At 41.4% G+C, this 12,808-nt stretch carries 14 protein-coding genes; 9 read left to right on the top strand and 5 right to left on the bottom strand.

Translation table 11 applies throughout. The features are described from left to right. Nucleotide 1: 1 nt before the first annotated feature. Nucleotides 2-580 carry a TetR/AcrR family transcriptional regulator gene (locus HC643_RS01730; RefSeq protein WP_038090722.1) on the top strand — a complete coding sequence of 193 codons (579 nt, stop codon included), beginning with the start codon at nucleotides 2-4 and terminating at the stop codon, nucleotides 578-580. Nucleotides 581-716: 136 nt separating this feature from the next. On the opposite strand, the gene HC643_RS01725 is transcribed toward HC643_RS01730, so the two are convergent. Continuing rightward, nucleotides 717-1,121 (bottom strand): MarR family winged helix-turn-helix transcriptional regulator, encoded by a 405-nt coding sequence (locus HC643_RS01725; RefSeq protein ID WP_050045133.1) that lies wholly within the window; start codon nucleotides 1,119-1,121, stop codon nucleotides 717-719. 123 nt (nucleotides 1,122-1,244) lie between these two features. Here HC643_RS01725 and HC643_RS01720 point away from each other — a divergent pair, with 123 nt between their 5' ends. Both HC643_RS01720 and HC643_RS01715 read left to right on the top strand, forming a co-directional pair. Next, nucleotides 1,245-2,057 (top strand): SDR family oxidoreductase, encoded by an 813-nt coding sequence (locus HC643_RS01720; protein WP_050045132.1) that lies wholly within the window; start codon nucleotides 1,245-1,247, stop codon nucleotides 2,055-2,057. Nucleotides 2,058-2,127: 70 nt separating this feature from the next. Then, the gene (locus tag HC643_RS01715) at nucleotides 2,128-2,394 is read left to right on the top strand and encodes a hypothetical protein (RefSeq protein WP_038090720.1); all 267 of its coding nucleotides are present in this window, start codon (nucleotides 2,128-2,130) and stop codon (nucleotides 2,392-2,394) included. Between the two features lie 292 nt (nucleotides 2,395-2,686). Here the strand turns inward: HC643_RS01715 and HC643_RS01710 are convergent, their stop codons facing one another. Then, a complete protein-coding gene (locus HC643_RS01710) occupies nucleotides 2,687-3,607 on the bottom strand; it encodes an AraC family transcriptional regulator (protein ID WP_038090718.1) in 921 nt (306 codons plus the stop codon). Nucleotides 3,608-3,938: 331 nt separating this feature from the next. Here HC643_RS01710 and HC643_RS01705 point away from each other — a divergent pair, with 331 nt between their 5' ends. The 4 genes from HC643_RS01705 (at nucleotide 3,939) to HC643_RS01695 (ending at nucleotide 7,269) form a co-directional block, all read left to right on the top strand. Then, nucleotides 3,939-4,769, top strand: a complete 831-nt coding sequence (locus HC643_RS01705) for an oxidoreductase (protein WP_038090816.1) — start codon at nucleotides 3,939-3,941, stop codon at nucleotides 4,767-4,769. Nucleotides 4,770-5,015: 246 nt separating this feature from the next. After that, the gene (locus HC643_RS01700) at nucleotides 5,016-5,573 is read left to right on the top strand and encodes a nuclear transport factor 2 family protein (RefSeq protein WP_082051570.1); all 558 of its coding nucleotides are present in this window, start codon (nucleotides 5,016-5,018) and stop codon (nucleotides 5,571-5,573) included. Between the two features lie 154 nt (nucleotides 5,574-5,727). Beyond that, nucleotides 5,728-5,859 carry a hypothetical protein gene (locus HC643_RS41955; protein ID WP_272899687.1) on the top strand — a complete coding sequence of 44 codons (132 nt, stop codon included), beginning with the start codon at nucleotides 5,728-5,730 and terminating at the stop codon, nucleotides 5,857-5,859. Nucleotides 5,860-6,030: 171 nt separating this feature from the next. Then, complete coding sequence (locus HC643_RS01695) at nucleotides 6,031-7,269, top strand: RNA-guided endonuclease InsQ/TnpB family protein (RefSeq protein WP_050045131.1); 1,239 nt, start codon at nucleotides 6,031-6,033, stop codon at nucleotides 7,267-7,269. Nucleotides 7,270-7,315: 46 nt separating this feature from the next. Here the strand turns inward: HC643_RS01695 and HC643_RS41950 are convergent, their stop codons facing one another. Then, the gene (locus HC643_RS41950) at nucleotides 7,316-9,658 is read right to left on the bottom strand and encodes an effector-associated domain EAD1-containing protein (RefSeq protein ID WP_050045130.1); all 2,343 of its coding nucleotides are present in this window, start codon (nucleotides 9,656-9,658) and stop codon (nucleotides 7,316-7,318) included. 206 nt (nucleotides 9,659-9,864) lie between these two features. On the opposite strand from HC643_RS41950, the gene HC643_RS01685 reads away from it, so the two are divergent. Together HC643_RS01685 and HC643_RS01680 are read left to right on the top strand one after the other, a co-directional pair. Continuing rightward, complete coding sequence (locus HC643_RS01685; protein WP_038093363.1) at nucleotides 9,865-10,053, top strand: hypothetical protein; 189 nt, start codon at nucleotides 9,865-9,867, stop codon at nucleotides 10,051-10,053. A 275-nt stretch (nucleotides 10,054-10,328) separates the two neighbouring features. Next, nucleotides 10,329-11,240, top strand: a complete 912-nt coding sequence (locus tag HC643_RS01680; protein WP_038093361.1) for a TIGR01459 family HAD-type hydrolase — start codon at nucleotides 10,329-10,331, stop codon at nucleotides 11,238-11,240. A 12-nt stretch (nucleotides 11,241-11,252) separates the two neighbouring features. Here HC643_RS01680 and HC643_RS01675 read toward each other — a convergent pair whose 3' ends face one another. Next, a complete protein-coding gene (locus tag HC643_RS01675) occupies nucleotides 11,253-12,080 on the bottom strand; it encodes an ATP-grasp domain-containing protein (RefSeq protein WP_038093359.1) in 828 nt (275 codons plus the stop codon). Nucleotides 12,081-12,146: 66 nt separating this feature from the next. After that, nucleotides 12,147-12,701 (bottom strand): metallophosphoesterase family protein, encoded by a 555-nt coding sequence (locus tag HC643_RS01670; RefSeq protein WP_038093357.1) that lies wholly within the window; start codon nucleotides 12,699-12,701, stop codon nucleotides 12,147-12,149. Between the last annotated feature and the right edge of the window lie 107 nt (nucleotides 12,702-12,808).

The raw sequence follows: 12,808 nt of genomic DNA, 5'->3' as shown, positions 1-12,808 counted from the left end.
TATGTGTCCTGCTCCTGCCAAAACATCTTATTCAGAAATTATCCGTACTGCTCAACACTTGTTAGAAACTCAAGGACTAGAAAACCTGTCCATGCAGATGGTAGCGGCTTCTTTAGGCATTCGCGCTCCATCATTATATAAGCACGTCGAAAATAAATCACAGCTTGTTAAGGCTGTTCTAGAAGCGATGCTCGTTGAGCTAGGGCAAGCCTTAGCAGATGCGGTACAAAGACAGAATCTCAAAGATGATTTACAAGCAATAATGATTGCTTACCGTGCTTTTGCACATGAGCATTCAACGCTCTACCCATTACTTTATTCTCGTCTTTCCTCAGAGATGCAGCCGGATATTAAGGTAAGTGCAACTGCTGTGGCTCCTTTACTACAGACAATCGAGCAGTGGGTGAACCCAGAGCAGTCGCTCAGTGCTGCTCGAATTGTCGTTGCATTTACGCACGGATTTGTCCACATGGAACTGGCTGGAGCATTCCGTTTGGGCGGCAATGTTGAGGAAGCATTTGAACTAGGCATTGAAAGTTTGATTGAAATTCTTCACAAATTCCATAGCGATAAGACTTAGCTTAATCCAAGCATAAGCCCCACGTTTGACACGAAGTTATCTATATCTTATAAATAACCGAAGTGTAGCGTGGGATGAACTTTAAGCTTCAATTCCCATCTGAGATGTCTCCTTCGTCTCTTCCTTGAATCTCTTGCTAGGTTTGCATCTTTTTAATTATAGAAACGTAGGTGTCATATTCTTCTGGAGTCAGTTTTTTCAAATACTCAAGGAAAGACTCAGTGACGATCGCACGACCTTTATCAAGCACCTCAACACCCTGCTGTGTCAGAAGCAACTCAAATTTCCGCAAATCGCCTTTGACAGATTTGCGCTCCACATAGCAATTTTTCTCTAGTTTCTTAACTAAAAACGTAACAGTAGGTTTTGGCAACAGACACCGTTGTGCGAGTTCTGCTGGATATTTGCATTCTTCCACAGAGGCAAGAAGGAAAAAGCTCTTAACATCAAGATTTAATTGAGCAAGCGCTTCTTCTGCTTCTCCCATAATGCCTTCGTAGAAGCGGATATTCATTTGAAGCACTTCCCAGGGATCGATCATGAGACTTGACTGCCTATTAGTTTAATATTAAACTATTTAGTATTGAATAGTTTAAGCGTGTACAAAGTTCAGTATAGAGCATTGTACAGTTCAACGCCATACCAAAGCCCAGAAGAGGAATCTATGCCTAAAACTATCTTGATTACCGGTGCGAGCACGGGAATAGGTCGTGCGACAGCAATTTATTTTGCAGAGAAAGGCTGGCAAGTCGTGGCAACGATGCGCTCTCCTCAAAAAGCACATCCCACCCTCAACCATTCCAGAATTATGCTTCTCGAGCTCGATGTAACGAATGATGTCTCAATCAAACAAGCTTTTGATGCGGCAGTAGAAAAATATGGTGCGTTAGACGTAGTGCTTAATAATGCTGGATATGGATTATTTGGTCCAATTGAGGCACTAGGTATGGCAGAGATTGACAAGCAAATCCAAACCAATCTCTATGGAGTCTTACGTGTCATGCAGTCTGCAATACCAATTATGCGTCAGCAAAAACAAGGCATTATTATTAATGTGACATCCATAGGCGGACGAGTAGGATTTCCCTACACAGCAGCCTATCACGCCACAAAATTTGGCGTTGAAGGGATGAGCGAAGCAGCACGGTTTGAACTTGCCCCCCATGGAATACGCATCAAAATTATTGAGCCGGGTGGGATCAAAACTGATTTTAGCTCGCGTTCGCTCGAGTTTATCAAACATCCTGCTTATGAACCGCAGCAAGGAAATTACGAAGCCCTACTGAAAGACAATCGTTCTTGGGCGCAACCAGAAGAAGTAGCCAAAGTAATTTACCGTGCTGCTACAGATGGTACAGATAAACTACGCTATCTTGCCAAACCAGGACCATTTTTCCAGCTTTATAAACTGATGCCCGATCGCTTGTGGCGTGCGTTTGGTTATTATTTACTTAATAAAAAGCCTCGTGCGGTGTAGAGTATCCGCCTGAAACAAGATTGTTGGTAGAATTTACTAAAAACTCCATCGCGATTGAGGAGAGTCCGATATGACGATCGCTTCTGAGTCCCCTAAGCCCTTATCTGAAACCCTGTTTGCAGGCGGTGGCGAAATGGGAGCTTTGATGCGATCGCACGATTGGGCGAACAGCAAGCTAGGTTCAGTCGAAACCTGGCCGCAGAGCTTAAGAACGGGAATTCGGATTATTTTAGGCTCCCGAATTCCCATGTTTATCTGGTGGGGTCGTGCCCGCCGCTACCAAAACCCGTCTATGTCGATCGCCAGATGTGGTAACGGCTCTGGCAGTAGCAACTGAACGAGTCCCCGATCTCATCCTTAGTGATATCATGATGCCAGGACTTGATGGTTTTGAGCTGTTTTTGGCTGTACCAATTAAAGTTTAGGTTAATCTGGCGGGAAAATTGCTCCAGGCAACCAAACAGCGATAGAAAGTTTGATGGCCCGTCAAATCATTATTCTAATAATTGTTCTAGCTCCAGTAGCAATTTCTCCAAGCGCTTACGCTTTTTGGCGTCTGACCAGACTTTGCCCCTAGTGACACGTTCGTCAACTATGCCCCATCTAATATATGTAGCGAACTGTAATATTCAGGTGATTCGTAAACGTTCAATATCCTTGATAGGTGGGGCACCAAATAAGCGAGAATATTCACGACTGAACTGTGAAGGACTCTCGTACCCAACCTGATAAGCCGCATGGGTTGCATCAGCGTTTTCACTCAGCATCAGACGACGTGCTTCCAATAATCTCAACTGTTTTTGATATTGCAATGGACTCATTGAGGTGACTGCCTTGAAATGGCGATGGAATGATGCAGGAGACATACTCGCTTGCTGAGCCAAATCCTCAACACGCAATGATTTTGTAAAATCAGCTTTGAGGCGTTTAATGACTTCTGCAATGCGCTGCATATTGCTACCTGATGTCGCAATCTGGCGAACCGCTTCGTCCTGTTCGCCAATTAAAAGGCGGTAATAGATTTCGCGAATAATCATCGGTGCTAGGAATGGAATATCCTGGGGCGTATCCAAAAGCCGTGTGAGTCTGGTGGCACAATCAATCAACGATGCATTAGCATCACTAACGAACAAGCCTCTCACCGAAGTTTCTTTTTGATCTGGGCGGCGCTGGATTTGGTCAAGAATATTCCAAAGTTGAATTGCGTCCAAGCTCAGCTTAAATCCTAGATACGGTTTGTCTGGTGTCGCTTCGACAATGTATCCACTGAGCGGCAAATCCACTGTGACAACGATATATTGAGCCGCACCATACTCATAGGTTTCCTTGCCCAGCAAAGTTTCTTTTTTGCCTTGAAGAATAATGCACAGAGTCGGTTCATAAACGGCACACAGTGCTGTAGGAGCAGCAGATTCTCGCATAAATTCCAACTGAGCGATCGCAGTTGAATGGATACCGTTCCCCAAGCCATCCGTATAACGAGTCACTAGTTCCACTAGTTCTTGACAAGCATTCTTCGCCGTCTCGCGTTTCAAGAGTTCAATTGCCATAGCCGTTTCGCGATCGCTTTCATCATTTTGCTGCGATTATTATAGAGGATTCTTTTGAGTTCCATCTGACTGCTTGAGAGGATCGGGCAAGAATTTGCGTCTTTTATGTATTTAAAACCCTTTTGCTTAAACCTATGATGAACCTATACTAAAAGACAATGAAAGGATAAGGCAATAGAGCAGGGCATAACAAGCCTATCCAAATCGCTTTGATGACAAAATCGAAGTGAGGACGGAGCCTAAAGAACGCTCAAGCAACTGCCGCTCAAACGAATTGATGTCGGCTGAAGAATCTAGCTGTGTGACTAACTCAATGCAAGGAGATCTACAGATGACTCAGAGAACATGGTTCATTACAGGTGCTTCCCGTGGAATTGGAGCCGAAATTGCACTAGCGGTTTTGGCAAATGGTGACCAATTAATTGCAACCGCCCGCAACAAAACCGATTTGCATCAGTTCGAGTCGAACCCAAATGTGTTGACGCTCAGCCTCGATATTACCGACGAGGCTCAAGTGAAAGCCGCAGTTGCCGAAGGACTCGAACGCTTTGGGCAGATCGATGTCTTAGTCAACAATGCAGGATTCGGTTTGCTCGGAGGCATTGAAGAAACCAGCGCTACTGAGGTAGAGAAGGTATACCGCACGAACGTCTTCGGGCTGTTAAATGTGACTCGTGCCGTGTTGCCCGGTATGCGTCAGCGTCGCAGAGGACACATTATTAACCTATCATCGATTGGTGGCTATCGCTCCTCTGTTGGGTGGGGCATCTATTGCTCAACCAAGTTTGCAGTTGAAGGCATTACCGAAGCTCTGCACGATGAATTAGCTCCTCTAGGCATCCATGCTACTGTGGTCGAACCGGGATACTTCCGGACTAATTTCCTCGATGGCAGCTCGCTCCAGCGCACTGCCATAGAAATTTCCGATTACGCGGATACTGTTGGGAAAATCCGTCACCATGCCTCCGAACTGAACTATCAACAACCCGGAGATCCCACCAAACTCGCCCAGGCGCTCCTCGAGCTCGTCAACGCAGATAACCCACCTCTGCGGTTGCCTCTAGGGACAGACACCCTTCAGGTAATTGCTGCAAAAAACGCCTACGTCGAGCAAGAAACGGCACAATGGCGGGCTCTGGCTGAATCCACTGATTACAGATAAGGAGTGGAAGACTCAGCCTTATCTCTAGTCCTGCATTTTTCACAAACTTGAACGAGGGGAGCCCAGGAGCCCAGGAGCAGAGGAGAAAGAACTTGTACAAGAACTCTCAAGAGCACCCCTTCACCCCAGCACCCTTGCACAAGTTTTGACAGATATGGTGAGAAATCCGGGTAGTGTTTTTGATTGCATGGGAAATACTAATAAATCGGGCTCCCTGACGTATCGATTCGATAACAAAGAGGATTTATGAAAAAATACACCACCGCCCCCCACCGTAAATTACTAACCAGCTTTGGATTAATTAGCTTCGGTTTGATAATGGCTGCCGCCACACCTGTAACCAGTGCTCTTGCCGAGCCAAAGCTTGCAGAGATTGGTCAGATTGTGCAATCTAATGAGAACCAAAATAAAGAAATAGTACGTGAAGGTTTTGCAAAATGGGCAAATAACACTGGTAGTTTCTTCGATCTGCTAGCTGATGATGTGGAATGGACGATTACAGGCAGAAGCCCAATTTCCAAAACCTACACCAGCCGCCAGCAATTTTTGTCGGAAGCTATAGCGCCAATTAACGAGCGATTGAGCGCCAGAATAGTACCCAATGTACGAGGCATTTATGCCGAGGGCGACATGGTAATTGCCTTATGGGATGGAACAGCTACAGCCAAAGATGGGAAACCCTATACCAACACCTATTCCTGGTATATGACCATGAAAAACGGGCGTATTGTCAAGGTAATAGCATTCTTCGATACCATTGAGCTTACCGATTTGTGGAAACGCATTCCTGTAAAAAGGAATTGACCGAAATTAATGAGATACAAACCCCGTCCTTCTTCTAGGACGGCTTTTCTTGTTTCTTTATATACTCATGAAGAACTTCTAGCGGCGCAGCTCCTACAGAAATAGCAAATTCAAGGAAGAAACGCGGAGATTGTGGGACGCTCTGATATTACATATGGGGATCGAACCGAATGGCAAGTTAGCTAATGCAATTATGTTTGCAATCTACAAGCAAAATTTTATGGCATATTTGCCAAAATATAAGCGATCGCATCCCAACTACACCATCTTCAAGTATCATCGTTAAGTTGAACTCAAAGCACTGCTTGTAGAAACGTTGTGTACGTTGTGGTACAGATAACGCAAGTTCAGTGTGGGTAGTTTACCAAAAAACTGGGTTTAAAGCCCCGTCCTTCAAGGACGGCTTTACATTATTTTATCTAGCAATATAGCAGATAAAATATGTTATAATCAGGACATGATAGTAAGAGAAGCCAAGCTAAAAAACGGAACCAAAGAGCAATACTTAGCCCTTGATGAGGCTATCAGAACAACGCAGTTTATTAGAAATAAAGCTGTACGGTTTTGGATGGACAATAAAGGAGTTAGTAAAGCTATTTTGTACAACTTATGCAAAGATTTGGCAGCAGAGTTTCCTTTCGCAAAGAAGTTAAACTCTGCTGCTAGACAAGCTAGTGCTGAACGGGCTTGGGCTGCTATCTCTACGTTTTATTCACGATGCAAAAAAGGTTCGGGGAAGAAAGGCTATCCAAAATTCAAAAAACATTGCCGCTCGGTAGAGTACAAAGTTTCGGGATGGAAGTTATCAAGTGATTGTAAATCAATCACCTTCACTGACGGCTTTGAGGCTGGAACTTTTTCTATATTTTGCAACAATGAAACTCAAGAAGACTTGCACAGATTAAAGATTAATCGGGTGCGAGTAATTAGAAAAGCAGACGGTTATTATGCTCAGTTTTGCTTTGATGCTGACCGCAAGGAAACAGGAAAATATACGGGTAACGTTGTTGGGTTAGATTTGGGGTTAAAGTTTTTCACCAAAGATCAACACGATAATGCCGTGATATATCCACAATTCTTGCGTTCGTCAGAAAAGCGATTAAAGAAAGCCCAACGCCGTCTGAGTAAGAAATTCGTCAAGGGTGCTAAACCCCAATCAAAAAACTATCACAGACAAAGGAAAAGACTGGGTAAAATCCATCTAAAAATTCAGAGGCAGCGTCAAGACTGGGCAATTAAGCAAGCTCGGTGCGTAGTCCACTCTAACGATGTGGTTGTCTATGAAGATTTAAAGATTGCCAATATGGTAAAAAATCATCAATTGGCTAAGTCCATTTCTGATGCTGGTTGGTATCAATTCACTCAATGGCTAGACTATTATGGCAAGATTTGGGACAAAGCAGTTGTGGCGGTGTCACCTAACTACACATCACAAGATTGTTCTAATTGCGGTCATAGAGTGAAAAAATCTCTCAGTACCAGAACGCATTCCTGTCCTAAGTGCAAAATTGAACTATGCCGAGATACCAATGCGGCTCTGAACATTTTGCAAAAAGGAATGAAGATACTCGGTACTGAGTGGCAACTAAACGGTACTTCTGGGCAAGAAGAATCCGCCTCTTGCGAGGGAAAGCATGGGGAGAAGACCGCCTCTACTATTGAAGGGAAACTCGATATAGCAAGTGGACTTCTGTGAACCATGAACTAGAATCACCGTGGCTTCAGCCCGGTGAGTATGTCAATTAAGACCGTTTTTGAATTTGAGCATGTGAATTGGCAAAGTGCTGGCGTAACAAGTCATGCATAAAACGATATCCACCGCCTACTCTTTGCAAAAATAAACGATTGGTGCAGTAGTCAAGAAATTTGGCATAGTTCCAAGGTGCGTAACCGTTATACCAAAGAATTACGCGCAACACGAAATGTTTAATGGCTGGAGTTCCACTTCTAGGTATTGCAATCAGCAGTCCAAGAAATAATGCAGGCATTAGGCTAAAAATGAAATCTTGAATTAGATTAATATTCTGCTGTGTATATATTTTATATGCAAATCTTAGTAAGATAGCAAATAAACCAATTATTGTTGATAGAATTATAGTATTAATAATTGATTGACGAATTCCTTGATTGGGAGTAATTTTGTTTTCTACTTCTGTGCTATCAATACAAAAAAGCAGCCCAAGAATCAGCCCAAAAATCACCCCAAGAACCAGCCCCACGATCGCCCCAAAAATCAGATCGACAAGAATCAGCCCAAGAATCAGCCCAAGAATCAGCCCAAGAATCAGCCCAAGAATCAACCCATTTAAAGACTTCTTAAGAGAAAATTTGAGTTTTTCAACAGGTTGAATTTCACCCCCGATCGACCCAAAAATCGACCCAAAAATCAACCCAAAAATCAGCCCGGAAATCAGCCCATTCATCACCCCAAGAATCAGCCCAATAATCAGCCCTTTTGTCAGCCCTCCTATTAGCCCAAGAATTAGCCCATAAATCAGCCCAATAATCAGCCACTTTAGAGTTACCCTAAAATTTATTAGATAATTAGTTAATTGAATACTTTTTATTTTATTTTCTATTAGATCTCCAATCAGCCCATAAATTAGCCCATAAATCAGTCCATTAATCAGCCCATAAATTAATCCATAAATCTGTCCAAAAATCAACCCATACATCAGCCCATCTGTCAGCCCAATAGTCACCCCTCCTATCGGCGCAAAAATCAGCCCATAAATCAGCCCTCCTATCACCGCACCTATAACTCCCCATAGTATTACGTTATAAACAATTTTTGGAAATTTATTGTTTAACAAATCAGGCTGGATTTTTTCAATAAAAAACTCCGTTGCACTTTCTTCAATTAATCGACGTGATAACCAACTTAACCAACGTTCGGTATTTGAGTGTAATGGTTGTTTATCCTTATAAGGACGTTTAAGCATTGTACTAATATAAGTATCAAATAAATACTGAAACCGCTCTTCAGAAGTTTTCAACTGCTGCCATGCTTGTATTGAGATTTCCTGAGCAGATAGTACAATAATATTTAACAAAAGTGGTAGTTGTGCTATTTTTTGAAAATTTTCATCCTGACTAATATTATGACACAATTGAAAATTATCTGGACTTTGTAAATATTGATAAACCTGTTGTAAAGTGAAAGAACCTAATTCTAATGAGTTATTTAGTTGAAGCAAGGCTTTATATCGTTGATACTCTTCTATCCGACTACAAACAACTACAGGATTAGTCCAATTAGCGGGATGTAAAAACTCATTAATTTTGTTGACACATTTTTCTTGACGCTCTGCTACTAGTTCATCTAGCCCATCTAGCAAGAGGAGAATTTCTTGGTTATTTACTAACTGTTTACCAATCTCTTTTCTTACACCATATTTATCTTTTAGCTGCTCAATTAACCAATCTTTGATACTTTGACTGTCATTCTTCCAAGAAGATAAAGAAAACAGCACTGGTATCGGATGTAGGGGGTCACTTTTAGCCCGATTAACTAGTTCTTCAGCAAGTTTTAAGAGCATCGTAGTTTTGCCCACACCAGGCTGACCTAAAATTAATAATCTTCCATCAATCTCCGGCTGATCATAAATTGCAGTTATTTCCGTATTAGTTAAATGAACTTTTGGTTTTGAGCCTACCTTTATTTCACTTGACCAAGGTAATTCAATCTGAGACGGGTTTTGCTCTGTATCTTGGACGATATAAATCCGATTATGTAATGACTGATTTAATCGTGACTCAACTTCAGTAAGGACTTGCTTTAACAGGGGTTGTTGTATGCGGTTTCTAGAAGATAATGCACTTCCTAATGATAGCTTAATAACTTGTAATTTTTGATTTCGAGGGTTTGTTATACGCGCTGCACGGATTAAATCTTCAATCCATCCTTCTGCTTCTGCTGTTTGTACTGTTTTAAAGATAATTTCTTGTAAACTACCTTCCCCGGCAATCGCTTCCAGGTTCTTATCTAATTCATACCACAGCATTTGCTCTAATGATGATTTTGTAGGGAAAGCATCAACTAGAGCGGATTGTAGTTCCTTGCGTTGTCGTTCAGATAAGCCCATTTTTAATAAAGTGACAATTTACCGGGAAATTACGGACTCTTGAGTTCTCCCCCGGTTGAAACACGGAGGATTCTACGTGACTGAGGGGTTCTCGCTCTCCCACTCTGTCTTGATAGAAAAAATTTACACTATTCTACAATTTAGTTAATAAGCCAAGCTACCCTTTTACTGATTATAGTTATATTTATCTACCGGATATTAAGCGATTGCCTACAGCAGAGCTACGCTTAACGCTCACTCACCAACAAATTTCGATTGCACCCGCTTACTTTGATGAGAATAATCAAGTTCGAGAAGCAGCTAAAAGAGCATTAAAAAAAATTGAGGAAAAAAGTGATGAATATGATGGCGAGTACCTTGTAAAGATAATCTTAAAGGGGGAGTTCCATAATTAGTACCAGCATACCCTTCTGGTTCTGGTTGACTTTCAATGCCATTGAAAGCTCCTTCGTCTAAAAACAACAATCAGTTTTCAAAAATATGTCAGTGTTGCTCTTGGTGAAAGCGCGTTTTATTGTACGGGCGTTCGCGAAGCGGCGGCTTTGCCGCATCGCTATAGCAGTCCAGAAAGCGAGCATAGTTCCAGGGGATGTAGCCGTTGCAGTAAAGATTGTTTTAAAGTATCAATAAGTCAAAAAATCTTTATAGTATAGAGGCATGATTCAAAGAAATGGTTGAATTTTTATCCCTAGAGTCTGTCGTCTCGAACAGACGACTGATATTGGTAGACGCCTTTGGTGTATTCTGGGGAGGAGAAGACGTTGGCTTGTTACCTGGTGCCAAAGCAACTTTCCAAAAAATCAAGGAGCAGAACACAACGATCGTAATTGTGTCTAATTCAACACGTTTGGCTGAGCGTGAAGTATCAAAATATTCTCAAGTAGGTCTTCATCTAGGGGAGCATTACGACCTATTTGTTTCTTCCGGACAAATCACACGAGATGCGATTGTGTCATGTCGTCTACCTTTTTCAACGCCAAGATATAAGTATTGGCTGTATGGCGATCGCCATCCTCAATATGGATCGCCGTCGCAAGAGTTATTTGAGAACACTTTGTTTTCTGTTACTTCTTCGATAGAAGACGCTGACTTCATATATTGTGGCATTCCTCACAATCAGGGTTGCGATTGTGAGTCTGTAGATCCCTTCCGGGAAGAGGTTGAAGCATTGGTCAAAACTGGTCTGGTCATGCTCATAGCTAATCCCGATAAAACCGCTTTGGCGGGTTGTCCATCTCGACCTGTAGTCAGACCAGGGTCTATTGGTGCTCTTTATCAAGAAGCTGGGGGAAAGGTTTGTTATTTTGGGAAACCTTATCCTTCGATCTTTGAATACATTCAGAAGTGGGCAGTTAAACATCTAGGGTTGGAAGCATGGAAAGGTGCCATAATTATTGGGGACAATTGTGAGACAGATATTTGTGGTGGGAATCAAGCTGGTATAGACACTGCACTAATCGCAGATACTGGAGTTGCTAACGAACCAATCTTGACTCTAGGAATAGAGAGATTTTTGGCATCCCTTCCTATGGAGAATCGTCCAAAATTTCTGGTCTCTTCGTTCAGTGCTGGAGTTTATTGAAAAGAGTGTTCATCACTCTTTATATTTCCAATTTTTTCCCCAAGGTGGAGTTCCAAGATTTTTCCAAAAAGCTTGTGCTAATCTTTCGTTTATCTCATCAAATAAATCCTGATTTTCTATTTCTCTATCTACATAATTATATATTCCATCGGTACCGACTTCTAAAGCATACCATTCCCCGTTTTGATTTTTTAACAGATCGATCGCACCAAAAGTATTATATAAACCTGTCGATGTGAGAGCAATTTTAGCCACTTTTTGTGCTTCTTTATCAGGACTTTCACCATATTCATATGTTGCTCCATTTGCGTGAGACACCCAAGGAATTTTATTATTCTTATCTTTAAACCTTCTTACATTAAACCCGAATGTCTCACCATCCACACAATATAATCTATAAACTTCAGGGATTTGTTGCTGGACAAATTCTTGGATAAGCAAGGGCTTTGGCCATCTTTTGGGAATTTGATTTATATTTTCAATAAGTCTATGATTTATCCCACCACAACCTATTGGATATTTCAATATCCATTGAATTTTGGGATAAATAGATAGGATTACTTCAACTTCTTTTTCATTGTTGGCCAAAAACGTTTTTGGTCTTGGTACGTAGTATTCTTTAAATTTTTTTTCTATTTCTCTTTTATCTGCTGCTATTTTTATTGACTTAATCGGAATAAAATTACTGACGTTATAAATATTATTTTCCTCAACGCAAAGCAGATAATTGATATCACCAAAATCTTCTGTTATATCAAGCCATAATGATTTTGAAAGAATATTAGCTAATTTTTCAAACGCCCACTTCCCACCAGTTCGATTGACAATCGTTGGCATCATATTCTTACGGACTCTTATACTACTTTTAAAATACAAGTGACTGCATTAAAACTCTCCGATTTTTAGTTACTCTCCTCTCAACGTAGGAGGTTTCCAGTTCTTAGCTTTCATAATACGTTTTACGTCATCATAATTGATAGGCGTATAATTGTGGCAATCCACCCCCACATCAAAAGATAATAATGTAGGGTCGTCTGGTAGTTGACCGTGTGAGTGTCCGTAAAGGTGGTAAGTTCCATAGTGAGAAGCTTGCCAAACTCTCATAGCATAGTGTAACAAAACAATTAATTGTTTGCCTTGGGATTCTTCAGAATCTTGCACTGTTAACTCGTAATAATCTTCGATCCACTCAAACCGCTCTTTACAAGCTTCGGCTGATTTATCGTGGTTACCACGAATAAGATAGATATTACCGTTGAGACGCTCAAGGATTTTCCGTAGTTTATTAGGAGAACAAAGTCCGACATCCCCTAGATGATACACGCGATCGCTAGAAGACACTTTGCTGTTCCAATTCTCAATCAAAGTTTCATCCATCTCTTCGATAGAAGAAAACGGTCTGTTAGTGTACTCTAAGATATTTTTATGACCAAAATGAGTATCCGCAGTAAACCAAATCATAATTAAATGTGTTTTATTAGAAGAGCTTTTAAAAACCAGTCGTCTATGTATTTTTATTGTAGTATAATATACGTTTGCGTATGTGAAATCGTCAAGAAATATTTCCA

This window comes from Tolypothrix bouteillei VB521301 (assembly GCF_000760695.4).
Lineage (GTDB): Bacteria > Cyanobacteriota > Cyanobacteriia > Cyanobacteriales > Nostocaceae > Scytonema > Scytonema bouteillei_A.
The sequence above is the reverse complement of the archived record's forward strand: the minus strand, read 5'-3'. Positions and strand labels throughout refer to the sequence as shown.

Bases quoted from the DNA above. Each gene is read 5' to 3' on its own strand.
- HC643_RS41955 (WP_272899687.1), top strand. From the start codon at position 5,728: ATGGGGATCGAACCGAATGGCAAGTTAGCTAATGCAATTATGTTTGCA.
- HC643_RS01680 (WP_038093361.1), top strand. From the start codon at position 10,329: ATGGTTGAATTTTTATCCCTAGAGTCTGTCGTCTCGAACAGACGACTG.
- HC643_RS01730 (WP_038090722.1), top strand. From the start codon at position 2: ATGTGTCCTGCTCCTGCCAAAACATCTTATTCAGAAATTATCCGTACT.
- HC643_RS01700 (WP_082051570.1), top strand. From the start codon at position 5,016: ATGAAAAAATACACCACCGCCCCCCACCGTAAATTACTAACCAGCTTT.
- HC643_RS01715 (WP_038090720.1), top strand. From the start codon at position 2,128: ATGACGATCGCTTCTGAGTCCCCTAAGCCCTTATCTGAAACCCTGTTT.
- HC643_RS01695 (WP_050045131.1), top strand. From the start codon at position 6,031: ATGATAGTAAGAGAAGCCAAGCTAAAAAACGGAACCAAAGAGCAATAC.
- HC643_RS01675 (WP_038093359.1), bottom strand. From the start codon at position 12,080: ATGATGCCAACGATTGTCAATCGAACTGGTGGGAAGTGGGCGTTTGAA.
- HC643_RS01670 (WP_038093357.1), bottom strand. From the start codon at position 12,701: ATGATTTGGTTTACTGCGGATACTCATTTTGGTCATAAAAATATCTTA.
- HC643_RS01705 (WP_038090816.1), top strand. From the start codon at position 3,939: ATGACTCAGAGAACATGGTTCATTACAGGTGCTTCCCGTGGAATTGGA.
- HC643_RS01710 (WP_038090718.1), bottom strand. From the start codon at position 3,607: ATGGCAATTGAACTCTTGAAACGCGAGACGGCGAAGAATGCTTGTCAA.
- HC643_RS41950 (WP_050045130.1), bottom strand. From the start codon at position 9,658: ATGGGCTTATCTGAACGACAACGCAAGGAACTACAATCCGCTCTAGTT.
- HC643_RS01720 (WP_050045132.1), top strand. From the start codon at position 1,245: ATGCCTAAAACTATCTTGATTACCGGTGCGAGCACGGGAATAGGTCGT.
- HC643_RS01725 (WP_050045133.1), bottom strand. From the start codon at position 1,121: ATGATCGATCCCTGGGAAGTGCTTCAAATGAATATCCGCTTCTACGAA.